Origin of the sequence: Streptomyces sp. NPDC015661, from assembly GCF_043077765.1 — a bacterium.
In the GTDB taxonomy this organism is placed as follows: Bacteria; Actinomycetota; Actinomycetes; order Streptomycetales; family Streptomycetaceae; genus Streptomyces.
The window spans coordinates 196,784-220,340 of record NZ_JBIBST010000005.1 but is presented as its reverse complement, the minus strand read 5'-3'; the positions used below and the strand labels follow the sequence as shown (position 1 = coordinate 220,340).

The 23,557-nt window shown below is 70.7% G+C and carries 23 protein-coding genes; 4 read left to right on the top strand and 19 right to left on the bottom strand.

Annotation, left to right across the window (positions count from 1 at the left end):
* Window positions 1-142 precede the first annotated feature (142 nt).
* The 11 genes from ACF07V_RS15585 to ACF07V_RS15535 all read right to left on the bottom strand — a co-directional run bounded on the left by ACF07V_RS15585 (window position 143) and on the right by ACF07V_RS15535 (window position 11,463).
* On the bottom strand, window positions 143-2,971 hold the full coding sequence (locus ACF07V_RS15585) for a DEAD/DEAH box helicase (protein WP_392154501.1): 2,829 nt from the start codon (window positions 2,969-2,971) through the stop codon (window positions 143-145).
* A 161-nt stretch (window positions 2,972-3,132) separates the two neighbouring features.
* Window positions 3,133-4,035: a twin-arginine translocase subunit TatC gene (tatC, locus tag ACF07V_RS15580; protein ID WP_392154915.1), complete on the bottom strand. Its 903-nt coding sequence runs from the start codon at window positions 4,033-4,035 to the stop codon at window positions 3,133-3,135.
* 104 nt (window positions 4,036-4,139) lie between these two features.
* A complete protein-coding gene (gene tatA / locus ACF07V_RS15575) occupies window positions 4,140-4,421 on the bottom strand; it encodes a Sec-independent protein translocase subunit TatA (protein WP_041128368.1) in 282 nt (93 codons plus the stop codon).
* 183 nt (window positions 4,422-4,604) lie between these two features.
* Window positions 4,605-4,802: a hypothetical protein gene (locus ACF07V_RS15570; protein WP_392154500.1), complete on the bottom strand. Its 198-nt coding sequence runs from the start codon at window positions 4,800-4,802 to the stop codon at window positions 4,605-4,607.
* Window positions 4,803-4,836: 34 nt separating this feature from the next.
* Window positions 4,837-5,100, bottom strand: coding sequence for a hypothetical protein (locus ACF07V_RS15565; RefSeq protein WP_392154498.1), 264 nt, complete (start codon window positions 5,098-5,100; stop codon window positions 4,837-4,839).
* A 111-nt stretch (window positions 5,101-5,211) separates the two neighbouring features.
* Window positions 5,212-6,165 carry a helix-turn-helix transcriptional regulator gene (locus ACF07V_RS15560; protein WP_392154497.1) on the bottom strand — a complete coding sequence of 318 codons (954 nt, stop codon included), beginning with the start codon at window positions 6,163-6,165 and terminating at the stop codon, window positions 5,212-5,214.
* A gap of 16 nt (window positions 6,166-6,181) precedes the next feature.
* Entirely contained in the window at window positions 6,182-7,138 is a 957-nt protein-coding gene (locus ACF07V_RS15555; protein ID WP_392154496.1) for a helix-turn-helix transcriptional regulator, read from the bottom strand.
* A 133-nt stretch (window positions 7,139-7,271) separates the two neighbouring features.
* Window positions 7,272-7,646 carry an FKBP-type peptidyl-prolyl cis-trans isomerase gene (locus tag ACF07V_RS15550; protein ID WP_392154494.1) on the bottom strand — a complete coding sequence of 125 codons (375 nt, stop codon included), beginning with the start codon at window positions 7,644-7,646 and terminating at the stop codon, window positions 7,272-7,274.
* Between the two features lie 58 nt (window positions 7,647-7,704).
* Window positions 7,705-8,643, bottom strand: a complete 939-nt coding sequence (locus ACF07V_RS15545) for an FKBP-type peptidyl-prolyl cis-trans isomerase (protein ID WP_392154492.1) — start codon at window positions 8,641-8,643, stop codon at window positions 7,705-7,707.
* 117 nt (window positions 8,644-8,760) lie between these two features.
* Window positions 8,761-10,122, bottom strand: a complete 1,362-nt coding sequence (gene pafA / locus ACF07V_RS15540) for a Pup--protein ligase (RefSeq protein WP_116161892.1) — start codon at window positions 10,120-10,122, stop codon at window positions 8,761-8,763.
* Between the two features lie 69 nt (window positions 10,123-10,191).
* Window positions 10,192-11,463: an MFS transporter gene (locus ACF07V_RS15535; protein ID WP_392154491.1), complete on the bottom strand. Its 1,272-nt coding sequence runs from the start codon at window positions 11,461-11,463 to the stop codon at window positions 10,192-10,194.
* A gap of 122 nt (window positions 11,464-11,585) precedes the next feature.
* Between ACF07V_RS15535 and ACF07V_RS15530 the strand changes: the two genes are divergently transcribed.
* Window positions 11,586-12,605: a LacI family DNA-binding transcriptional regulator gene (locus ACF07V_RS15530; RefSeq protein WP_392154489.1), complete on the top strand. Its 1,020-nt coding sequence runs from the start codon at window positions 11,586-11,588 to the stop codon at window positions 12,603-12,605.
* Between the two features lie 61 nt (window positions 12,606-12,666).
* Here ACF07V_RS15530 and prcA read toward each other — a convergent pair whose 3' ends face one another.
* From prcA to arc, 5 genes are all read right to left on the bottom strand, one after another.
* Complete coding sequence (gene prcA / locus ACF07V_RS15525; protein WP_093876954.1) at window positions 12,667-13,419, bottom strand: proteasome subunit alpha; 753 nt, start codon at window positions 13,417-13,419, stop codon at window positions 12,667-12,669.
* 52 nt (window positions 13,420-13,471) lie between these two features.
* Window positions 13,472-14,311, bottom strand: coding sequence for a proteasome subunit beta (gene prcB, locus ACF07V_RS15520; protein WP_352024549.1), 840 nt, complete (start codon window positions 14,309-14,311; stop codon window positions 13,472-13,474).
* Between the two features lie 161 nt (window positions 14,312-14,472).
* Window positions 14,473-14,685: a ubiquitin-like protein Pup gene (locus ACF07V_RS15515; protein WP_015032443.1), complete on the bottom strand. Its 213-nt coding sequence runs from the start codon at window positions 14,683-14,685 to the stop codon at window positions 14,473-14,475.
* 160 nt (window positions 14,686-14,845) lie between these two features.
* Window positions 14,846-16,357, bottom strand: a complete 1,512-nt coding sequence (gene dop / locus ACF07V_RS15510) for a depupylase/deamidase Dop (RefSeq protein WP_392154487.1) — start codon at window positions 16,355-16,357, stop codon at window positions 14,846-14,848.
* 189 nt (window positions 16,358-16,546) lie between these two features.
* The gene (gene arc, locus ACF07V_RS15505; protein WP_351193257.1) at window positions 16,547-18,313 is read right to left on the bottom strand and encodes a proteasome ATPase; all 1,767 of its coding nucleotides are present in this window, start codon (window positions 18,311-18,313) and stop codon (window positions 16,547-16,549) included.
* Window positions 18,314-18,553: 240 nt separating this feature from the next.
* On the opposite strand from arc, the gene ACF07V_RS15500 reads away from it, so the two are divergent.
* A complete protein-coding gene (locus ACF07V_RS15500) occupies window positions 18,554-18,865 on the top strand; it encodes a ferredoxin (RefSeq protein WP_392154485.1) in 312 nt (103 codons plus the stop codon).
* Window positions 18,866-18,894: 29 nt separating this feature from the next.
* On the opposite strand, the gene ACF07V_RS15495 is transcribed toward ACF07V_RS15500, so the two are convergent.
* From ACF07V_RS15495 to ACF07V_RS15485, 3 genes are all read right to left on the bottom strand, one after another.
* A complete protein-coding gene (locus ACF07V_RS15495; protein WP_392154483.1) occupies window positions 18,895-19,473 on the bottom strand; it encodes a hypothetical protein in 579 nt (192 codons plus the stop codon).
* A gap of 187 nt (window positions 19,474-19,660) precedes the next feature.
* The gene (locus tag ACF07V_RS15490) at window positions 19,661-20,548 is read right to left on the bottom strand and encodes a tRNA (adenine-N1)-methyltransferase (RefSeq protein ID WP_015032448.1); all 888 of its coding nucleotides are present in this window, start codon (window positions 20,546-20,548) and stop codon (window positions 19,661-19,663) included.
* Window positions 20,549-20,566: 18 nt separating this feature from the next.
* Complete coding sequence (locus ACF07V_RS15485; protein ID WP_392154913.1) at window positions 20,567-21,700, bottom strand: site-2 protease family protein; 1,134 nt, start codon at window positions 21,698-21,700, stop codon at window positions 20,567-20,569.
* Window positions 21,701-21,880: 180 nt separating this feature from the next.
* On the opposite strand from ACF07V_RS15485, the gene ACF07V_RS15480 reads away from it, so the two are divergent.
* Both ACF07V_RS15480 and ACF07V_RS15475 read left to right on the top strand, forming a co-directional pair.
* Window positions 21,881-22,783 carry a RecB family exonuclease gene (locus ACF07V_RS15480; RefSeq protein ID WP_392154481.1) on the top strand — a complete coding sequence of 301 codons (903 nt, stop codon included), beginning with the start codon at window positions 21,881-21,883 and terminating at the stop codon, window positions 22,781-22,783.
* Window positions 22,784-22,841: 58 nt separating this feature from the next.
* Complete coding sequence (locus ACF07V_RS15475; protein ID WP_030691890.1) at window positions 22,842-23,519, top strand: response regulator transcription factor; 678 nt, start codon at window positions 22,842-22,844, stop codon at window positions 23,517-23,519.
* The last annotated feature ends 38 nt before the right edge of the window (window positions 23,520-23,557 follow it).

The following is a 23,557-nucleotide window of genomic DNA, read 5'->3' as shown; positions in this document are numbered from 1 at the left end:
CCCTGCTTGCGAGTCCATGCAAGCGGAAGCCCCGGCCCCCGCGCCACCCCTGTGGACGACGACCTGTGGACAACCCCTGTCGGCGGCATGCCAAGGGGCCTGTGGCGTGTGCGCCACGGGCCCCTCCGGAACCGTCGAACCGTCAGCCGACCGAGCTGTACGCGACGACGCCGCGCAGCAGCGCGTCCACGGCCTTTCGGGCGTTCTTGGCGACCGTGCTGTTCTCCTTGGGCGCCGCCGCGGCGATCTGTCCGAGGACGTCGATCACCTGCTTGCACCAGCGGACGAAGTCGCCCGCGGGCATCTCCGCCTCGCGCAGCACCTCGTCGAGGCTCTTGTCGGAGGCCCACTGGTAGGCGGCCCAGGCGAAGCCGAGGTCCGGCTCGCGCTGGCCGACACCCTCCGCCTGGTTGATCTTGAACTCCTCTTCGAGGGCGTCCAGACGGCCCCAGATCCGGACCATCTCGCCGAGCGCCACCTTGGCGTTGCCCGCGGGCAGCTTGGGCGCGACGGCGTCGTCGGCCTGCCGCGCCTCGAACACCAGCGCCGAGACGCAGGCGGCGAGTTCGGCCGGGGTGAGGCCCTCCCAGACGCGGTCGCGGAGGCATTCGCTGGCCAGCAGGTCGAGCTCGCCGTAGAGCCGGGCGAGCCGCTTGCCGTTGTCGGTGACATCGTCGCCGCGCAGATAGTCGAGCTCGGTGAGGAGCGCGACGATCCGGTCGAAGGTGCGGGCGATGGTGTTCGTACGGCCCTCGATGCGCCGCTCCAGCTGCTGGGTGTCGCGCTGGAGACGGTGGTAGCGCTCGGCCCAGCGGGCGTGGTCCTCGCGCTCGTCGCAGCCGTGGCAGGGGTGCGCGCGGATCTCGGTGCGCAGCCGGGCGATCTCGCGGTCGTCGGCCGCGGCGGCGCGCTGCCGCCGGTGGCGCTCGGGGTTGATGTGCCCGGCCTTGCTCCGCAGGGCGGAGGCCAGGTCGCGGCGGGACTGCGGGGAGCGCGGGTTGAAGGACTTGGGGATCCTCATGCGCTCCAGTGCCTCGACCGGGACCGGGAAGTCGATCGAGGCGAGCCTCTTGACCTGCCGCTCGGCGGTGAGGACGAGGGGGCGCGGCCCGTCGTGGTGCTCGAAGCCGCGGTGGCCGTTGGTGCGGCCGGCCGGGATGCCCGGGTCGAGGACGAGGGCGAGGCCCGCGAACTTGCCGGTGGGGACGTGGATGACGTCGCCGGGCTTGAGCTTCTCCAGGGAGTCGGCGGCCTGGGCGCGGCGCTGGGCGGCGCCCTGCCGGGCCAGTTCCGTCTCGCGGTCCTTGAGGTCGCGGCGGAGCCGCGCGTACTCCTCGAAGTCCCCGAGGTGACAGGTCATGCCCTCGCGGTAGCCCTGGAGTCCCTCCTCGTTCCGCTGGACCTGGCGCGAGATGCCCACGACGGAGCGGTCGGCCTGGAACTGGGCGAAGGAGGTTTCGAGCAGCTCGCGGGAGCGGTGCCGGCCGAAGCCCTCGACGAGGTTGACCGCCATGTTGTACGAGGGCTTGAAGCTGGAGCGCAGGGGGTACGTGCGCGTGCCGGCGAGTCCGGCGAGGTGCTCCGGGTCGAGAGCGCGCTGCCAGAGGACGACGGCGTGGCCCTCGACGTCGATGCCGCGGCGGCCGGCACGGCCGGTGAGCTGGGTGTACTCGCCGGGGGTGATGTCCGCGTGCTGCTCGCCGTTCCACTTGACGAGCTTCTCGAGGATGACGGTGCGCGCGGGCATGTTGATGCCGAGGGCGAGGGTCTCGGTGGCGAAGACGGCCTTGACGAGGCCGCGGACGAAGAGCTCCTCGACGACCTCCTTGAAGGTCGGGAGCATGCCGGCGTGGTGGGCGGCGATGCCCCGCTCCAGTGCTTCGAGCCACTCGTAGTAGCCGAGGACGTGGAGGTCCTCGGTGGGGATCGCGGCCGTGCGCGCCTCGACGATCTCGCGGACGCGCAGCCGCGCCTCGTCGTCGTTGAGCCGGAGTCCGGCGTAGAGGCACTGCTGGACGGCGGCCTCGCAGCCGGCGCGGCTGAAGATGAAGGTGATGGCGGGCAGGAGCCCTTCGGCGTCGAGGCGCTCGATCACCTCGGGGCGGCCGGGGGTCCAGATCCGGGAGCGCTGGCGGCGCTCGCGCTCGCGGTCGGCCTCGCGGACCATCTTGCCGCGCCGCCGGTCGCGCGGGTTGTACGTGCGCGTGTTCTCGGTGCGGGCGAGGCGGAGGAGGTCGGGGTTGAGCTCGCGCCGGGAGACGCCGCGGCCGCCGTGGTCGGTCTCCTCCTCGAAGAGGTCGTACATCCGGCGTCCGGCGAGGACGTGCTGCCAGAGGGGTACGGGGCGGCTCTCCGAGACGATGACCTCGGTGTCGCCGCGGACGGTGTCGAGCCAGTCGCCGAACTCCTCGGCGTTGGACACGGTCGCGGAGAGCGAGACGAGGGTGACGGATTCGGGGAGGTGGATGATCACTTCCTCCCAGACGGCGCCGCGGAAGCGGTCGGAGAGGTAGTGGACCTCGTCCATCACGACGTATCCGAGGCCGGAGAGGGCCTGGGACCCGGCGTAGAGCATGTTGCGGAGGACTTCGGTGGTCATGACGACGATCGGGGCGTCGCCGTTGACGCTGTTGTCACCGGTGAGCAGGCCGACCTTGTCGGCGCCGTACCGCTTGACGAGGTCGGCGTACTTCTGGTTCGACAGCGCCTTGATGGGTGTCGTGTAGAAGCACTTGCGGCCCTGGGTGAGGGCGAGGTGGACGGCGAACTCGCCGACGATGGTCTTGCCGGAGCCCGTGGGCGCGGCGACGAGTACGCCCTTCCCCGCTTCGAGTGCCTGGCACGCCTCGATCTGGAAGGGGTCCAGACCGAAGTCGTACAGCTCGCGGAAGGGGGCCAGTGCGGTGGCCTGCTCGGCGTTGCGGGCGAGGGCGGCCGCGTACGCCTGGGCTGGTGTGAGGTCCTCTGTCATCTTGTTCTCGAGCCTACCCGCCACCTCTGACAGTGACGCGATCTTTATCGAGGGGATGCGGAGGGCCTGATTCCGGGGGTGCCGGGGCGAGGACGTCGCCGGTCATGCGAAAGTCCCCCCGGACTCGGTCCGGGGGGACTCTGCAGGATGACTCTGCAGGATCAGGTGATGTCGTCGTACCCGTTGAGCCGCTGTGCGCTCGCTCCGCCGTGCTCCCCGGTGGCCTGCTCGGGCAGGGCACGGGCGGCGCTCACGGGCTCGACGGCCCCGACGGCCTCGGGGGTGAGGTCGAGCGAGGAGGCCTCGTCGTCGTCCAGCTCGGCGTCGGGGTTGCCGCGCCTGCGCCGCCGGTCGTTGAGGAGGGAGAACCCGACCGCTCCGAAGTACAGGATGGTGATCGGCCCGGCGAGGGCGATCATGCCGACGGGGTCGGTGGTCGGGGTGATGACGGCGCCGAAGATGAAGACGCCCATGATCACGCCGCGCCACCAGCCGGCCATGCGGCGGCCCGTGAGGACTCCGGTGAGGTTGAGCATCACCAGGACGAGCGGGAGCTCGAAGGCGAGGCCGAACACGAGCACCATGCGCAGGGTGAAGTCGAGGACGTCGTTCAGCGACAGGAGGTTCGCGGAGCCCTCGGGCGTGAGGCTGATGAGGACCTTCACGCTGACGGGGAGGATGAGGTACGCGAGGTAGGCGCCGGCGGCGAACAGCGGCACGGCCGCGCCGACGAAGGCGTACGTGTACCTCTTCTCGTTCTTGTGCAGCCCGGGCGCGATGAAGGCCCAGAGCTGGTAGAGCCAGATCGGGCTGGCGACGACGAGACCCGCCGTCAGGGACACCTGGATCGTCGTGCTGAAGGGGGCCATCAGCGTGTTGAAGGTGACGACCGCGCAGTTGCCGCCGTCGCTGGTGACGCCCTTGGCGCAGGTCGGCACCGACCTCGACAGGAACTGCAGGAGCTCCTCGCTGTACACGAGGGCCACGATCGTCACTGCTGTGATGGCGAGGAGACCCTTCGCCAGTCTGTTGCGGAGTTCACGCAGGTGCTCCACGAGGGGCATCCGGCCCTCGGGATCCTTCTCCTGCTTGCGGGCAGACTTGGGCAACCCACGTCCTCATCTCGTGCGGCAGCCGCCGCACGGTGCGGCGGCCGCGGCGGACCGGGTCAGCGCTTGGTGGTGTCCGAGGGCTCGGTCACGGGACGCGCGCTGGTCACGTCGCCGGGAGCGGCCTGGATGGTGCGGGGGGCGGGCTCCTGCGTCCCGGCGTGCGGCGGGTCGGCGGGGGCGCTCTGCTGGTCGTCCGCCTTCATCGCCTTGGCCTCGCTCTTGAGGATGCGGGCCGACTTGCCCAGCGAGCGGGCCATGTCCGGGAGCTTCTTGGCGCCGAACAGGAGGATCACGACGACGAGGATCAGAATGATCTCGGTGGGGCCGAGCCTACCCATAGCTGTTTACCTTCTTCACCGAGGCGACATGGAGTGCGTGCCCGGCGGGTCGGACATGCGTCCGGCCACCGCGCTGCCTGCGATCGTAACCCGCAGGAGTAAACGCGGGGCAATGCCCGTGCATACTCCGGATTGCGTCCCACGGGCCCTGACCGGGCCCTTCGTGCAGCGTACGGTACGGCCTCAGCGGAGCGTCTCGCCGGTCCTGGCGAGTCCGACGGCGGCCGTTTCGAGCTCCTCGGCGGCCTGCTGTATCCGCTGTGTGGTGTGGGCCACTTGACGGCCGAGGCGCTGGACCTCCAGGAAGACCTTGACGGCGAGGCCGCCGAGGACGGCGAGACCGAGGAAGCCGAGGGCGATGGCGAGCATGGGCCAGAACATGTGCTGAGCCTAGACGTTGGCGCGTACGGATCGTTCAGACGGTGGTGTGCAGGCGCAGGGTGCGCACGCCGCCGCCGGTGAGGAGTTCGACGATGCGTTCGCCCGCGGGCTTGCGGACGGAGCTGCCGCACTCGGGGCAGGTGAAGGAGTAGAAGGTGGTGCGCCGACTCGCCCCGATGGCGAGGCGCAGGGCGCTCGCGGAGAGTTCGAAGCGCGCGCGGCAGTCGGGGCAGGCGGCCTTGAAGAGGACCGGGGCCACGGACGCCGCAAGACCCTGCATCACGGACATCTCCCTCATCTCTCTCGACTCTGGCATCACTTCGGCGACAGTGACCTGTCGCACGGTCACAGCGGTGACGACGTCCCGGGCGCGGTCACGTGAGCAACAGCGTCCCGGGAGCGGGGAACGTCACACACCCTCGTACGCGGCGAGCGCGGCGGCCGCCGCCGTGCGCGCGCTGTCGGCCAGCTCCGCCGGCGCGACGATCCGCCCGTCGCTGCCCAGCCGCAGCGCGAGCCTGCGCAGCGAGGCCGGGTCCGGCGTCCGCAGCGTGATCCGCAGCCCGCCGTCGGGGAGCTCCTCGGCCCGGTCGTGCGGGTAGTACTCGGCGACCCAGCGCCCGCCGGGCCCCACCTCGACCACGACCTCCGGGTCGTCGGCCGACGGGTGGACCAGGCCCTCGGAGAGGTCGCGCAGCTCCAGCTCCGGCGGCGCCGCGTGCTCGTCGAGGATCCGGATCTCGGCGACCCGGTCGAGCCGGAAGGTGCGGCGCGCCTCGGAGAGCCGGCACCACGCCTCCATATAGGTGTGGCCGACGGCGAAGAGGCGGATCGGGTCGACCTCGCGCTCGGTGAGCTCGTCGCGGGCGGGCGAGTAGTACCGCACCCACAGCCGCTTGCGCTCCGAGATGGCCCGGTCGACCTCGGCGAAGACCCCGCCCTCGGACTCGAAGGTCACCGAGAGCCGGGCGCTGGCCCCGGCGGCCTCGCCGGCCGCCGCCTCCAGCTTGGCGGTGGCGCGCAGCAGGGCGTCCCGGTCGCTCTCGCGGAGCCCCGGGAGGGTGGCGACGGCCCGGGCGGCGACGAGCAGCGCGGTGGCCTCGTCGGCGGCGAGCCGCAGCGGCTCGGCGACGTCGTCGGGGTTGTGCCACCAGATCCGGTCGCCGTCGGTGTCGATGTCGAGGAGGTCGCCGCCCCGGAAGCTGGTGCCGCACATGGGCAGCACGTCCAGGTCGGAGATCAGCTCGTCCTCGGTGATCCCGAAGGCGCGCGCCACGTCGGCGACGTGGGCGCCGGGGCGCTCACGGAGGTAGGTGACGAGGGAGAGCATCCGCCTCGTCTGGTCGATCGCGTTGGCAGCCATGCGGTACGTCTCCCCCTCAGCCCTTGGCCACGGCGCGCAGCCGCTCCACCACATCGGCCCGCAGATCGGCGGGTTCCAGTACGACGACGTCGGGGCCGAACTCGACGAGCCAGGCGTCGAGCCCGTGCCCGTACGGGATCTCCAGCTCGTCCCAGCCGTCGTCACCCTCGGTCACCGCCTGGGCGCGGGCCCGCAGCGGGTAGCCGCAGCCGGCGCGCAGCCGGATGCGGGCGGAGCGGGTGGCGGTCTCGCCGGCCCAGCTCTCGACGGTCTCCCGGACGGTCACGACGTCGGGCACGGGCGCGGTGAAGGCGCCGGCCCGGGAGCGGACCTTGCCGGTGATGCGGGAGAGCCGGAAGACGCGCTCGGCACCGCGGTCGCGGTCCCAGCCGGCCAGGTACCAGTGTCCGCGCCAGCACTCGAGGGTCCAGGGCTCGACCTGGCGGGTCTCCGGTCGGGCGGCGTTGGCCTTGCGGTAGTCGAAGACGACGGGCCTGCGGTCGCGGCAGGCCAGCATGAGCGGCTCGAAGGCGGCCTCGTGGACCGGGATGCGCGGTTCGAGGGCGCTGGGCTGGGTCTCGTACGAGTCCCCCGCCTCGGGCATGCCGGCGGCGCGGAGCTTCTGCAGGGCGCCGCTGGCGGCCCCGGCGAGGCGGGCCTGCTGCCACACCTTGGCGGCGAGGCCGAGCGCGGCGGCCTCCTCGGCGTCGAGGGTGATCGGCGGCAGCCGGTTGGAGTCGCGGCGGGCGAGGTAGCCGGTCTCGCCGTCCAGGTTCTCGACGGTCTCGATGACCAGACCGAGCTCGCGGAGATCGTCCTTGTCCCGCTCGAACATGCGGTTGAAGGCGTCGTCACCGCTCGCTTCGAGGTACGCCTCGATGGAGCCGCGGAGCTCCCGCTTGCTCAGCGGCCGGCGCGTCCCGAGCAGACACAGCGCGAGATTCATCAGCCGCTCGGACTTGGCAATCGCCATCGACGCCCCGCACCCTTCCGCCGGATCCACTTCTCGGACGTCCGACCGTACCGCCCCGGGGTGTCGGGGACCAAAGCCGAGGGCCCCCGCCATGGACGGCGGGGGCCCCGGAACGACCTGGATCGGGTCGGTGCTACTTCACGGCCACGAGGTCGCAGACGAAGATCAGCGTCTCGCCCGGGGCGATCGCGTTGCCGGCGCCACGGTCGCCGTAGGCGAGGTGCGCGGGGATGATCAGCTGGCGGCGGCCGCCGACCTTCATGCCCTGGACGCCCGTGTCCCAGCCCGCGATGACCTGGCCGACGCCGAGCTTGAACTCGAGCGGGGTGCCGCGGTTCCAGGAGGCGTCGAACTCCTCGCCGGTGGAGAAGGCCACACCCACGTAGTGGACCTGCACGAACTGGCCGGCCTTGGCGACCTCGCCGTCACCCTCCCAGAGGTCCTTGATCTCCAGGTCCTTCGGCGGCTCGCCACCCGGGAAGTCGATCTCGGGCTTCTCGATGCTCACTGAACTGCTCCTCAAACCGATGAACTGCGCGATGATGAACCGCGCGAACGGGACAGTCTTACATCTTCGTCAGGATGTCCACGGCGAAGACGAGCGTGGAGTTCTTGGGAATCCCCTGCTTCTCCTCGTTGCCGAACGCCTCCGACGGCGGGGCGACGATCAGGACACGGCTGCCGATCTTCTTGCCGACGAGACCGTCCTTGAGGCCCTTCAGCGTCAGCTGCGGGAGCGGGAAGTTCGCGGGCTTGCCGGTGGTGTACGTCGAGTCGAAGACCTTGCCGTCCTTCCACAGGGCGGCGACGTAGTTCACGACGACCGTGTCGGTGGCCTTCACGGCCTCGCCGTTGGCCTCCAGCACGTAGTTCGAGACGAGCTTGGTCGGCGGGTCGGTCTTCGGGACCGTCAGCGAGGGGGCCTTGCCGTCGGTGTTCGTACCGACCTTCGGCAGGTCCTTGTCGTCCTGGGCGACCACGGTGCCCGTGGCGGACTTCGGGATCGTCACGGCCTTCAGGATGTCCACGACGAAGACGAGGGTGGCGTTGGGCTTGATGTCGCCCTGGCCCTGCGCACCGTAACCGAGCTCCGGCGGGATGCCGATCTCGAGGCGGCTGCCGACCTTCTGGCCCTCCAGGGCCTGGTCCCAGCCCTTGATGACCTGACCGGCGCCCAGCGTGAGGTCGAAGGGCTGACCGCGGTCGAAGCTGTTGTCGAAGGGGGTGGTGGAGTCCCACGCCTGGCCCAGGTAGTTCACCTGGAGCGCGTCGCCCTTCTTCGTCACCGGGCCCGTGCCCTCGCTGATGACGTTGACCTTCAGTTCCTTGGGCGGGTCGCCCTCGCCCTTGGAGAGGGTCGGCTTCTCCCCGAACTTCTCGCCCGCGGTGATGGCGGGGAGTCCGTTCTTCATCGAGGCGGAATCGGAGCCCTTGTCGTCGCTGCCGCACGCCGCTGTGGAGAGCAGCAGCAGCGGGACGACGAGAAGGCCGGCAAGTCGGCGCACGTGTTCCTCAGATCTCAGACGGCACAGTAGTTGTGCCGACACTCTAGGCGTTCCTCCTGTCACGTCGAGGGCCCCGCACGCCGAACGTGCGGGGCCCTGCCGGTCGGTACGACCTGCCTACATTCCGGCGATCAGCTTTTCCACCCGGTCGTCGACGGAGCGGAACGGGTCCTTGCACAACACCGTGCGCTGCGCCTGGTCGTTGAGCTTGAGGTGGACCCAGTCGACGGTGAAGTCCCGCCGCTGCTCCTGCGCACGGCGGATGAAGTCGCCGCGCAGCCGGGCCCGAGTGGTCTGCGGGGGCACCGACTTGCCCTCGAAGATCTTCAGGTCGTTGCAGATGCGGGCCGCCTGCCCGTTCTTCTGGAGCAGGTAGTACAGCCCGCGACGACGGTGGATGTCGTGGTAGGCGAGGTCTATCTGCGCGACCCTCGGGTTCGACATGGTCATGTTGTGCTTGGCCCGGTAGCGCTCGATGAGCCGGTGCTTCATGACCCAGTCGATCTCGGTCTCGATCCGGTCGAGCTGCTCGCTCTCGATCGCGTCGAGCGTACGGCCCCAGAGCTCCAGGACCTGGGCGACGGTGCCGGAGCGGATGCCGCGCCGGTCGACGAAGTCCACGGCCTTCTCGTAGTACTCGCGCTGGACCTCCAGGGCGGAGGCCTCCCGGCCGCTGGCGAGCCGGACCTTGCGCTGGCCCGTGATGTCGTGGCTGACCTCGCGGATCGCCCGGATGGGGTTCTCCAGGGTCAGGTCGCGCATCACCGTGCCCGCCTCGATCATGCGGAGCACCAGGTCGGTGGCGCCGACCTTGAGCAGCATGGTCGTCTCGGACATGTTGGAGTCGCCGACGATGACGTGCAGCCGGCGGTAGCGCTCGGCGTCGGCGTGCGGCTCGTCCCGGGTGTTGATGATGGGCCGCGAGCGGGTGGTGGCCGAGCTGACGCCCTCCCAGATGTGCTCGGCACGCTGGGAGACGCAGTAGACCGCGCCACGCGGGGTCTGGAGGACCTTTCCCGCGCCGCAGATGAGCTGCCGCGTCACGAGGAACGGAATGAGGATGTCCGCGAGCCGGGAGAACTCCCCGTGGCGGGCGACGAGATAGTTCTCGTGGCAGCCGTAGGAGTTTCCGGCCGAGTCGGTGTTGTTCTTGAAGAGGTAGACGTCGCCCGCGATTCCCTCCTCGTGCAGGCGGCGTTCGGCGTCGACGAGCAGGCCCTCGAGAATGCGCTCGCCGGCCTTGTCGTGGGTGACCAGTTCGGTCACGTTGTCGCATTCCGGTGTGGCGTATTCCGGATGCGAACCCACGTCGAGGTACAGGCGGGCGCCGTTCCGCAGGAAGACATTGCTGCTGCGGCCCCATGACACGACACGGCGGAAGAGGTAGCGCGCCACTTCGTCAGGAGACAGTCGGCGCTGTCCCCTGAACGTGCACGTGACGCCGTACTCGTTCTCCAGCCCGAAAATGCGGCGGTCCATGTCTGAACATTACGCCTGACGGCGTGCGCTGAAACCGGGTTGGGCGTTCCCGTTGCGATCATTTTCCGATCAGTGCGCGTTCTTTTCGGCGTGTACGGCGGTGGGGACCGTCTCTCCGTCGGCGTGTCGCACGACACCGCCGGCGACCGCGGGGGCGGCGAGGACACGGCCCGTGGCCAGCAGGACGAGCAGCGCGACGAGGCCGCCCGCGCCGGCCACGGCGAACCCGGCCACCGTTCCGGCCAGTTCGATCGCGGGTCCCGCCGCGGCGGAGCCCAGGGCCGCGCCGACGGTGAAGGTGGTGACGAGCCAGGAGAAGGCCTCGGTGACGGTGCCGCTCGGGGCGTGCCGGTCGACCACGATGAACGCGCAGGCGAGGACGGGGGCCAGGAAGAACCCGGAGAGCACCGTCAGGGCGGTCATGGCGACGGGGCCGGGGGTCAGCATGAGCGGCAGGTAGCAGACCGCGAGGAGGCCCACGAGGACCCTCAGCCGCCGCTCGGGCGCCCCGGACCACTGCCGGGCGCCGTACAGGACACCGCCGGCCAGCGCGCCGAGGCCGAGGGCGGCCATCAGCCAGCCGTACACGGACGGCGTGCCCCGGTCGTCGGCGTAGGCGACGGCGGCGACCGTGATGGAGCCGAGGGCGAGGCCGACGAAGAAGAACGAGCCGAGGAGGGCGAGGAGCCCGGGCGAGCGCAGGGCCCCCAGCCAGTGGGCCTCGCGGGCGGCGGAGCGCCAGGTCCGGGACGGCTCGGAGAGGACGACGGCGAGGGCGCCGAGCACCCCCAGGACGTTGATGACGACGAGGGCGGCCGCGGGCGAGCGCAGGGCGACGAGGAGGGTCACCAGGAGCGGGCCGACGGTGAACATGACCTCCTGGGCGACGGCGTCCAGCGCGTACGCCCGGTGGACCCGGTCCTCGCGGCCGAGGACGCTCGGCCACAGGGCGCGCAGGCCGCCTTCGAGGGGCGGGGTGAAGAGCCCGGCCACGACGACGGCGGCGTACGCGAGGGCCAGGTGACCGATGCCGGTGAGGGCGAACAGGGCCATGCCGAGGGCGGAGAGCACGGCGGCGGGCAGCTGGACGCGGGGCTGGCCCCTGAGGTCGACGGCGCGGCCGAGGAGCGGCTGCCCGACGGCGTTGGAGACGCCGTAGGCCGCGATCAGGCCGCCGGCCAGGGTGTAGCTGCCGCCCTGGTCCCGGACGAACAGGGTCATGGCGATGGGCCCGGTGCCGTTGGGCAGGCGCCCGACGAGCGTTCCGGCGAGCAGCCGGGCGGCGTGCGGTGCCCGGAGTATGTCGAGATAGCCGCCGCGTGCCGTGGCCTCGGTGGCCATGTGGGTCTCCCCTCCGCCCCGGCCCCGCCGAGGTTTTACGTATAACGTCCTGAGTCATACGTACCATGACGGCTGTACGCGGGTCCACCCCGCGCCCCGGAACGTCCGACGCGGAGGCTTGTGTGCAGACCCCGGAACCCATCGGCGGCACCCGCCCCACCAGCCGGGACGTGGCACGGGTCGCGGGGGTCTCCCAGGCCACCGTCTCCCTGGTCCTCGGCGACAAGTGGCGCGGACGCGTCTCCGAGCGCACCGCCGGGGCCGTGCGGGAGGCCGCGTCCGAGCTCGGCTACCGGCCCAACCTGGCCGCCCGCAACCTCCGGCTCGGACGCACGCGCACGGCCCTGCTGGTCGTCCCGGCCCTCACCAACGAGTTCTTCGCCCACGTCTACACGGGCGCCGCGGCCGCCGCGGCCGAGCACGGATTCGGCGTCGTGCTCTACCCCTCCCCCGACGGCGTGGGCCCCGCCCGCGACCCCTTCGCCTCCGCGCAGGCCGCCCTCGACGGCGTCATCGCCTCCTCGATGGCGACCGACGCCCTGGAGGCCTTCCGGGGCGGCGACCTCCCGCTGGTCATGCTCGACAGCGACCCCGCCGACCCGGGCGCCGCCGCCCATGTGAACCTCGACGTCGCCGACGGCATGCGCCGGGTCACCGACCACCTGCTCGCCCTCGGCCACCGCCGCTTCCTCCACCTCGCGTCCGCGGCCCCGTCCTGGACCTTCGACGTACGGGCCGAGGTGCTCTCCCACGCCCTGCGCGGCGCGGACGTGCGCACCGTGCGATCCCCGCTGAACGCCGCGGACGCCTGGGAGGCCGCCGGGACCGCCCTCGCCGCTCCCGGCGCCCGGCCCACGGCGGTGATCTGCGACGACGACATCCTCGCGGCCGGCGTCTGCAAGGCCGCACGCCGGCTCGGGCTGCGGGTCCCCGAGGACCTCTCGGTCACCGGCTTCGACGACATGGCCCTGGCCACCGTGCTGGAGCCCGAGCTGACCACGGTCCGGCTGCCCGCCGAGGAGTTCGGCCGGCGGGGCATGGAGGCTCTCCTCGCCGTTCTCGCGGGCGAACGGCCCGAGCCGGTCTCCCTGCCCGTCGCCCTCGTCCCCCGCGGCTCCTCGGGCCCCGCACCGGCCTCCTGAGCCCGGAAACGCCCGAGGGGCCCCGGTCCGTGCGGACCGGGGCCCCTCGGGGCGGAACCGACTACTCCTCGGGAGCCTCGTCCGAGGGCTCGTCCGTCTTCGCCGCCGCCGCGTTGTCCGCCTCCAGGAGGCGCGACAGCTGACGGCCGACGATCCGCTTGAACTTGCGCTGCTGCGGACGCGTGCGGTCCAGGACCGCCACCTCCAGACGCTCCGCGGGGATCTCCCGCTCGGTGCCGTTGGTGTCCCGCGACAGCGCCTGCACGGCCAGCTTCAGGGCCTCGGCGAGCGTCATGCCGTCCCGGTGCCGCTGGTCCAGGAAGGAGCTGATCTGCTCGGCGTTCCCGCCGACCGCGACCGAGCCGTGCTCGTCCACGATCGAGCCGTCGTGCGGGAGCCGGTAGATCTGGTCGCCCTCGGGCTCGGAGCCGACCTCGGCGACGACCAGCTCCACCTCGTACGGCTTCTCCCCCGCGCTGGAGAAGATCGTGCCGAGGGTCTGGGCGTAGACGTTGGCCAGGCCGCGCGCGGTGACGTCGTCCCGGTCGTAGGTGTAGCCCCGCAGGTCGGCGTAGCGCACGCCGCCGATGCGGAGGTTCTCGTACTCGTTGTACTTGCCGGCGGCCGCGAAGCCGATCCGGTCGTAGATCTCGCTGAACTTGTGCAGGGCACGGGACGGGTTCTCACCGACGAAGACGATGCCGTCGGTGTACTGGAGGACGACCAGGCTGCGGCCGCGGGCGATGCCCTTGCGGGCGTACTCGGCCCGGTCGGCCATGGCCTGCTGGGGTGAGACATAGAACGGCGTGGACACCGGCTACCGTCCCTTTCTTCCGGTCTGAAGGGCTTCTACGGGCGACGACGGGTCAGAGCAGGGCGGCGCGCGGCCCGTCGGGCTGCTCCAGACGCCGCTCGGTGACCGATCGGGCCAGCTCGGAGGATTCCGCCTCGGTGAGCCTGCGGAAGCCCTCGTCGGTGATGACGGTGACGATCGGGAAGATCCGGCGGGCCATGTCGGGACCGCCGGTCGCCGAGTCGTCGTCCGCCGCGTCGTACAGCGCCTGCACCACCAGTGTGGTGGCCTGCTCCTCGGTCAGGTCGGCGCGGTACAGCTTCTTCATCGAACCGCGCGCGAAGATCGAGCCGGAGCCGGTGGCGGCGAAGCCGTGCTCCTCGGAGCGGCCGCCGGTCACGTCGTACGAGAAGATCCGGCCCTTCTCCTTGCCCTCGTCCCAGCCCGCGAAGAGCGGCACGACGGCGAGGCCCTGCATGGCCATGCCCAGGTTGCCCCGGATCATGGTGGAGAGACGGTTCGCCTTGCCCTCCAGGGAGAGCGTCGCGCCCTCCACCTTCTCGAAGTGCTCCAGCTCCAGCTGGAACAGCTTGACCATCTCCACGGCGAGGCCGGCGGTGCCGGCGATGCCGACGGCGGAGTACTCGTCGGCCGGGAACACCTTCTCGATGTCCCGCTGCGCGATCATGTTCCCCATGGTCGCCCGCCGGTCACCGGCGAGCACGACGCCACCGGGGAACGTGGCGGCCACGATGGTGGTGCCGTGCGGCGCCTCGACGATCCCCTCCGGCAGCTTCCGGTTCCCCGGGAGCAGCTCCGGCGAGTGATCCGCCAGGAAGTCCATGAACGAGGACGAGCCCGGCGTCAGGAAGGCCGCCGGCAGACGCCCGGTGCTACGAGGGTTGGCTTCCACGCGATTCCTTCCGGGTGGGAGAGTCGGCCCGCCGTGGGAAGCGCGGGGCGATCTTGCGTACTGTGCACGGACCTTACCCGTGCCACCGCTTGTCATCCGTCCCCGGACCCACGGCTTTCTCCGGGGCTCCGGGGACGGAGGTCGACAGGCGCGTGGGGCGGCTACTCGCCGCCCTTCTGAACGAAGCTTCGAACGAAGTCCTCGGCGTTCTCCTCGAGTACGTCGTCGATCTCGTCCAGGACGGAGTCCACGTCGTCGCTCAGCTTCTCCTGGCGTTCCTTGAGGTCGGAGCTCGCCTCGGTGGTGGTCTCCTCGACCTCCTCCGTGGATCGCGTCGCCTTCTGCTGTCCGCCGCCGGTGTCCTTGGTCGCCATATCCCTCACCCCGCTCGAATCGGCCCGCTCGGTTGAGTCCGTACAAGATCAGACCCTATAGGTCGGGTCTGACTTCGGCCCCGCAGTTTCCACAACGCCCGGGCACTGATTCCATGATTCCCAGTGCCGGGGTATTTCAGGCCCCTGGCAGGCCCCTGGTTCAGCCCCCCGAAAGGACCCGCACCAGTTCCTCCGCCGTCCGGCAGCGGTCCAGGAGCGATTTCACGTGCGCCTTGGTGCCCCGCAGCGGCTCCAGGGTCGGGACGCGCTGGAGCGAGTCCCGGCCGGGCAGGTCGAAGATCACCGAGTCCCAGGAGGCCGCGGCGACGTCGTCGGCGTACTGCTCCAGGCAGCGGCCGCGGAAGTAGGCCCTGGTGTCCTCGGGAGGCGCCGTCTCGGCCCGCTCCACCTCGTGCTCGTCCAGGAGCCGCTTCATGCGCCCGCGCGCCACCAGGCGGTTGTAGAGGCCCTTCTCGGGGCGTACGTCCGCGTACTGGAGGTCCACCAGGTGCAGCCGGGCCGCGTCCCAGTCCAGGCCGTCGCGGCGCCGGTAGCCCTCCATGAGCTCCCGCTTGGCGACCCAGTCCAGCTCGCCGGCGAGGCTCATCGGATCGGTCTCCAGGCGGCCCAGGGTGTCCTCCCAGCGCGTGAGGACGTCCATGGTCTGCTCGTCCGCGTCCGAGCCGTACCGCTCCTCCACGTACTTCCTGGCCAGCTCGAAGTACTCCATCTGGAGCTGCACCCCGGTGAGTGTCCGGCCGCTGCGGAGCGTGATCAGGTACTGGAGGGTCGGGTCGTGCGAGACCTGGTGCAGGGTGCGGACCGGTTGGTCGACGGCGAGGTCGACGGTGATGAAGCCGTCCTCGATCATGGAGAGGACGAGGGCGGTGGTGCCGAGCTTGAGGTAGGTGGAGATCTCCGAGAGGTTCGCGTCGCCGATGATCACGTGCAGGCGGCGGTACTTCTCGGCGTCGGCGTGCGGCTCGTCCCGGGTGTTGATGATGGGCCGCTTGAGCGTCGTCTCCAGGCCCACCTCGACCTCGAAGTAGTCGGCGCGCTGGCTGAGCTGGAAGCCGTTCTCCCGGCCGTCCTGGCCGATGCCGACCCGTCCCGCGCCGGTGACGACCTGGCGGGAGACGAAGAAGGGGGTCAGGTGGCGCACGATGTCCGAGAAGGGGGTCTCCCGCTTCATCAGGTAGTTCTCGTGCGTGCCGTAGGAGGCGCCCTTGTTGTCGGTGTTGTTCTTGTAGAGGTGGATGGGCTGGGCCCCGGGGAGCTGGGCGGCGCGCTCGGCCGCCTCCGCCATGATCCGCTCGCCGGCCTTGTCCCAGAGGACGGCGTCGCGCGGGTTGGTGACCTCGGGGGCGCTGTACTCGGGGTGGGCGTGGTCCACGTAGAGCCGGGCCCCGTTGGTGAGGATCACGTTGGCCAGGCCGATGTCCTCGTCGGTGAGCTGGCTGGAGTCGGCGGCCTCGCGGGCGAGGTCGAAGCCGCGGGCGTCCCGCAGCGGGTTCTCCTCCTCGAAGTCCCAGCGGGCGCGGCGCGCCCGGTGCATCGCCGCCGCGTAGGCGTTGACGATCTGGGACGAGGTGAGCATGGCATTGGCGTTCGGGTGTCCGGGGACGGAGATCCCGTACTCCGTCTCGATGCCCATTACTCGCCGTACGGTCATGCGGCCCTCCTTGCCCGGCGGCGCTCACTGTGCGCGACTCGGCGGTACCGATGAGCCTAGAGCGGCTCCGCGCTGGTGGGGAGATCAGTTGCAGTATTTCCTGTTTCCCTGTGATGCCGGGGGAAATGCTGGATGGAATGCGTCGGCTGCGGATGCCCGGTTTCCGGACATCCGCAGCCGGTGGGCGTTTTACAGGTACTGACCGGTATTGGCCACCGTGTCGATGGAGCGTCCGGTGTCCGCGCCCTGCTTTCCGGTGACGAGCGTGCGGATGAACACGATCCGCTCGCCCTTCTTTCCGGAGATCCGGGCCCAGTCGTCGGGGTTGGTGGTGTTGGGCAGGTCCTCGTTCTCCTTGAACTCGTCCACGCACGCCTGGAGGAGGTGGGAGACCCGGATGCCCTTCTGGTTGTGGTCGAGGAAGGCCTTGATGGCCATCTTCTTGGCCCGGTCGACGATGTTCTGGATCATCGCGCCGGAGTTGAAGTCCTTGAAGTACAGGACTTCCTTGTCGCCGTTGGCGTACGTGACTTCGAGGAAGCGGTTCTCCTCGGATTCCGCGTACATCTGCTCGACGACGGACTGGATCATTCCGTGGGCGGCGGCGGCCTTCGAGCCGCTGTGCTCGGAGATGTCGTCCGAGTGGAGCGGCAGGTTGGCCGTGAGGTACTTCGCGAAGATGTCCTTCGCGGCCTCCGCGTCCGGACGCTCGATCTTGATCTTGACGTCGAGGCGGCCGGGCCGCAGGATCGCCGGGTCGATCATGTCCTCGCGGTTGGAGGCGCCGATGACGATGACGTTCTCCAGGCCTTCCACGCCGTCGATCTCGGCGAGCAGCTGCGGGACGATGGTGTTCTCCACGTCCGAGCTGACACCGGATCCGCGGGTGCGGAAGAGGGATTCCATCTCGTCGAAGAAGACGATGACGGGGGTGCCCTCGCTCGCCTTCTCCCGGGCACGCTGGAAGACGAGGCGGATGTGCCGCTCGGTCTCGCCGACGTACTTGTTGAGGAGCTCGGGGCCCTTGATGTTGAGGAAGTAGGACTTCCCCGCGGGCTGGCCGGTCACCTCGGCGACCTTCTTGGCCAGGGAGTTGGCCACGGCCTTCGCGATCAGCGTCTTGCCGCAGCCGGGCGGGCCGTAGAGCAGGATGCCCTTGGGCGGCCGCAGTTCGTGCTCCTTGAAGAGGTCCGGGTAGAGGTAGGGGAGCTCGACCGCGTCGCGGATCAGCTCGATCTGGTTGCCCAGACCGCCGATCTTGTCGTAGTCGACGTCCGGGACCTCTTCGAGAACGAGCTCTTCGACCTCGCTCTTGGGGACCACTTCGTAGACGTAGCCGGACCTGGAGTCGAGCAGCAGGGCGTCGCCGGCGCGGATGGTGACGTCCAGCAGAGGCTCGGCGAGCCTCACCACCCGCTCCTCGTCGGTGTGCCCCACCACCAGGGCGCGCTCGCCGTCCTCGAGGATCTCCTTGAGGGTGACGATGTCCCCGGCGCGCTCGAACTCCATGGCCTCGACCACGTTGAGCGCTTCGTTGAGCATGACTTCCTGGCCGCGCTTGAGCTCTTCGAGCTCGATGCTCGGGCTGACGTTCACCCGGAGCTTGCGGCCCCCGGTGAAGATGTCGCACGTGCCGTCCTCGTTCGCCTGCAGGAAGACACCGAAGCCGGCCGGCGGCTGCGCGAGCCGGTCGACCTCCTCCTTGAGGGCCACGATCTGGTCGCGGGCCTCACGGAGCGTGTTCGCCAGACGTTCGTTCTGCGCGGACACGCCGGCCAGGTTGGTCTGCAGCTCGACGATCCGCTCTTCGAGAATCCTCGTGTGGCGCGGAGAGTCGGCGAGCTTGCGGCGCAGGACGGCGATTTCCTGCTCGAGATAGGCAACCTGACCGGCGGGGTCTTCAGACCCCCGCCCCGGCCGGATGCCGCGGTTGATGTCGTCGTCGTGGGCTGCCACGGTCCTCACCTCCTCCAAGGGGAGCTGGACGCTTCCTGACCCTACCTGCGTGGGTGGTGATTGAAACCCCTAGATCAAAAAGACTCCGGGGTGTGTCCGATCTTCACCCTTGCGCTTCCCCTCTCGCCAGGGGAATACCCACCCTTCACCGCTTGAAAGCGGGCGGTTGTATCGTCGTCATTGGTCAACACCCGTCAGGGGTGGCCCGACTTATCGCGCGAAGCAGAAACGGCAGGAGATATGACCGTGCAGCACGAGGCCCCCGCATCGGGCGCCGAGGAGGCGCTTGAGGTCTGGATCGACCAGGACCTGTGCACCGGGGACGGGATCTGCGCGCAGTACGCTCCCGAGGTCTTCGAGCTCGACATCGACGGGCTCGCGTACGTGAAGAGCGCCGACGACGAGCTGCTCCAGGACGCGGGCGCCACCACGCCGGTGCCGCTGCCGCTCCTCCAGGACGTGGTGGACTCCGCGAAGGAGTGCCCGGGCGACTGCATCCATGTCCGCCGGGTCGCGGACAAGGTCGAGGTGTACGGCCCCGACGCCGAGTGACGGCCGGGGCCTGATCCGCCGGAAGGCCCTCAGACGCCGCGGGCTTCGGACTGGCCGCCGCGGACGAAGGCGCCGCCCTGCCAGCGCCAGCTGACCTGCTCCTTCTCGTCGGGGCAGCAGCTGGGCACCTCGGGGGACGAGTAGCCGAGCAGGGTGGCGCGCACGGCCCCGTCGCGGACGGCGAGCTCGGTGACGCTCCGGTGCTGGTCCGGCGCGACGAGCGTGGCGACCACGCGCGCGGGGCTGCCGTTCTCCTTGCCGCGGGTGAGGACGTAGACGCCGCTCGGCGGGGTGCCGGAGCCGGCTTCGCAGTGCACGACTGCGATCGTCTCGGGGTTCCCGTCGCCGTCGAGGTCTCCGGTGGCCCGCTTCGCGACCGTACGGGGGCCTCCCCCGCACTCCAGCGGGTAGTCGGCTCCGGCGGCCTCGGGGGCGGGTGCCGGGCGCGGGGCGGCGGCCGGTGCGCCGGTGGCTCCGGCGGGGCCGGGCTGGAGCAGTCCGGCGAGGGCGACGACCGCGGCGGTCGCGGTGGCGGTGGCCAGCCAGTGGGCCGGCCGGGCGTCGGTGTGGGCGAGGTCCGCGAGGTCCGGGGCGGCGGAGTGCTGCACGCGAGACGTCTCCTGTGGGGTGGTGCGACGGGGTTCCCGGCATCGTGCCACACGTCACAGGGGGACGGAACAGCTGGGGTCGGGGTCGTCCGGCCGGTCTTCGCGGCGGCGAACATGAGGACGCCGCCGTCGAGTTCTCCCGCGTGGGCGGGGAACTCGACGGCGGCGCGGTGTGAATGTCGGAACGTCAGCCCTTGTTGGGGCCCTCGTAGTCCTCGCCGTAGGCGCCCTTGGCGGGGCGGCGGCGGCGCATCGGGGGCTCCACGCCGTCCGCGAGGCGACGGGCGGTGACGAGGAAGCCGGTGTGGCCGATCATGCGGTGATCGGGGCGGACGGCGAGGCCCTCGACGTGCCAGTTGCGGATCATGGACTCCCAGGGCTGCGGCTCGGCGTAGCAGCCGAACTCGCGGATGGACTCCACGGTGCGGGCGAGCTGGGTGGTGGTCGCCACGTAGCAGCAGAGGATGCCGCCGGGGACCAGGGCCTTGGAGACGGCCTCCAGGCACTCCCAGGGCGCGAGCATGTCCAGGATGACGCGGTCGACGTCGGTGTCGGACAGGTTGTCCTGGAGGTCGCCGACGGTCAGCTGCCAGGCCGGGTGGGGGCCGCCGAAGTAACGCTCGACGTTGCCCTTCGCGATCTCGGCGAAGTCCTCGCGGCGCTCGTAGGAGTGCAGCATGCCGCTGTCTCCGATGGCGCGCAGGAGGAAGCTGCTCAGCGAGCCCGAGCCCACCCCGGCCTCCACGACGCGCGCGCCGGGGAAGATGTCGGCGAAGGCCAGGATCTGCCCCGCGTCCTTGGGGTAGACCACGGCTGCGCCGCGGGGCATGGACAGGACGTAGTCGGGGAGCAGGGGGCGCAGCGCGAGGTAGGCGACGTTTCCGGTGGTACGGACAACGCTGCCCTCGGGGGCGCCGATCAGTTCGTCGTGCGGGAAAGAACCCTTGTGGGTGTGGAAGTTCTTTCCCTCTTCGAGCGTGAACGTGTAGTGACGGCCCTTGGGGTCGGTCAGCTGAACCTGGTCCCCGACCTTGAAGGGCCCGCGTCGGCGGGCGGCACCGGTCGGTTCGGACATGTGACCAGAGTACCGGGGTCAGGAGGAGGGTCGTGCCATGGCCCGGACGAAGGCCCGCTCGACGTCGGTGGTGGCGAGGACGCCGTAGATCTCGCCGGTCTCCTCGATGACGAGGTACTCGGTGGCGGGGCTGGCGCGGAGGTGGTCGAGCAGGGGCTGGCCGGTGAGTTCGGCGGGGACCCGCATGCCGTCGGTGAGGTCCTGGGCGAGGGTGCTGACGGCGACCCAGGGGCGGCGGTGCTGGGGCACGGCGGCGATGGCGGCCTCGCGGACGATGCCGGTGGGTTCGCCGGCGCCGTCGACGACGACGAGGGCGCGGGCGCCGGCCTCGTTGGCGCGGCGGAGGGCCTCGGAGAGCGGCGTGGTGGGTTCGACGGGGATGGCGCGGCGGGTGAGGGCGCGGGCGCGGAGCTCGGGGAGGTGCTCGCGGAGGCGGGCCATGCGGAGGCTGTTGCCGGCGCCGGTCCAGATGATGGCGGCGAGGATCGCGGCGAGGAGGGCGTCGGTGACGGTCTCGAAGCCGCTGATGTCGTCGGTGGAGTTGCCGAGGAGTCCGGTGCGGGTGAGCAGGGGCAGGCCGACGAGGACGAGGACGGCGAGGGCGCGGCCGACCCAGGCGGCGGCGACGGTGCCGCTCATGGGCTTGCCGGTGATCTTCCAGACGGCGGCGCGGAGCATCCGGCCGCCGTCGAGGGGCAGGCCGGGGAGCAGGTTGAAGATCGCGACGATCAGGTTGGAGATCATCAGGCCGCCGAGGAGGACGCCGGGGACGGTGCCGGGCTCGACGGCGTACAGGGAGAGGTAGAACACGCCGGCGAGGACGAGGGAGAGGAGGGGGCCGACGAAGGCGAGGACGAATTCGCGGCCGGGGGTCTCGGTCTCCTTCTCGATCTCGGAGACGCCGCCGAAGAACTGGAGCTGGATGCGGCGCACCGGGAGTTTGAAGCGGAGCGCGGCGAGGGTGTGGGCCAGTTCGTGGACGAGCACGGAGGCGTAGAAGGCGACGGCGAAGAAGAGGGAGACGAGGTAGCGGGCGGCGCCGAGCTCGGGCAGGACGCGGTCGATCTGGTCGCCGAAGACCCAGGTGATGAGGGCGGCGACGACGAACCAGCTGGGGGCGACGTAGACGGGCACGCCGAAGGGCCGTCCCATGAGGATCCCGCCGCCGGGCTCCTCGGTCCGCTGCGGCTTGGGCTCGTCCTGGTTCACGGGTTCCTTTCGTCGCGTGGTGTGACCCGCGTCGGTGCGTCACGGTTCGATCATGCAGTGCGACGGGGTCCCAGGTCGATGGTATGCCGCGCGATGTCGGTGGCGGGTCGTAGGGTCTTCGTCATGAGTACGAGCGAGCAGCCGCCGGCGGAGCCGCGGGCGCCCATGTCGTTGTCGCCCTCGCGGGCGAGCGATTTCATGCAGTGTCCGTTGCTGTACCGGTTCCGGGTGATCGACCGGCTGCCGGAGAAGCCGAGCGCGGCGGCGACGCGGGGCACGCTGGTGCACGCGGTCCTGGAGCGGCTCTTCGACGATCCGGCGGTGGAGCGGACGGCGCCGCGGGCGAAGTCGATGGTGCCGGGGCAGTGGGACCGTCTTCTGGAGTCGAAGCCGGAGCTGGGTGAGCTGTTCGCGGAGGATCCGGACGGGGAGCGGCTCGCGGGCTGGCTGGCCGAGGCGGAGAAGCTGGTCGAGCGGTGGTTCACCCTTGAGGATCCGACGCGTCTGGAGCCGGCCGAGCGTGAGCTGTTCGTGGAGACGGAGCTGGAGTCGGGGCTGCGGCTGCGCGGAGTGATCGACCGGGTCGACGTGGCGCCCTCGGGCGAGGTGCGGATCGTCGACTACAAGACGGGGAAGGCGCCGCGGCCCGAGTACCGGGACGGCGCGCTGTTCCAGATGACGTTCTACGCGCTGGTGGTGTGGCGGCTGAAGCGGGTGATCCCGCGGCGGCTGCAGCTGGTGTACCTGGGCAGCGGGGAGGTGCTGACGTACGACCCGGTGGAGGCGGATCTGCTGCGGGTGGAGCGGAAGCTGCACGCGCTGTGGGACGCGATCCGGCTGGCGACGGAGTCGGGCGACTGGCGGCCGCGGCCGACGAAGCTGTGCGGTTGGTGCGACCATCAGGCGGTCTGTCCGGAGTTCGGCGGGACTCCCCCGGTCTATCCGCTGAAGATCGTTTCCGCGCGCCCGCCGGAGTCGGGTGAATCCGGGCAGGGCAGAATGGACCCGGCCCAGCCGTCTTCCTGAGCACCGCCCGCGCCGACGTGGGCGCACCTCGTGAGCTCAGTCCCGTGAAGGAGCCCTTGTGACGATCCGCGTCCTGTTGGTCGACGATCAGCCGCTGCTGCGGACCGGCTTCCGGATGATTCTGGAGGCGGAGCAGGACATCGCGGTGGTGGGTGAGGCCGGGGACGGTCTGCAGGCGCAGGAGCAGGTGCGCGCGCTGCAGCCGGACGTGGTGCTGATGGACATCCGGATGCCGCGGATGGACGGGGTGGAGGCGACCCGGCAGATCACGGGTCCGGGGCGGGACGGTCCGGCGAAGGTGCTGGTGCTGACGACCTTCGATCTGGACGAGTACGTGGTGGAGGCGCTGCGGGCGGGGGCGAGCGGCTTCCTCCTGAAGGACGCTCCGGCGAACGAGCTGGTGCAGGCGATCCGTGTGGTGGCGGCGGGCGAGGCGATGCTGGCTCCGTCGATCACGCGCCGGCTGCTCGACAAGTACTCGGCGCATCTGCCGACGGGCGAGGAGCAGGTTCCGGACACGCTGAACACCTTGACCGACCGTGAGGTGGAGGTGCTGAAGCTGGTGGCGCGCGGCCTGTCGAACGCGGAGATCGCGGCGGACCTGTTCGTCAGCGAGACGACGGTGAAGACCCATGTGGGTCATGTGCTGACGAAGCTGGGCCTCCGGGACCGGGTGCAGGCCGCGGTGTACGCGTACGAGAGCGGTCTGGTGCGGCCGGGGGCCGGCGGCCAGTAGGGCCCCGGGCGCGGCGAGGACGGACGAGGGCCCGGTGC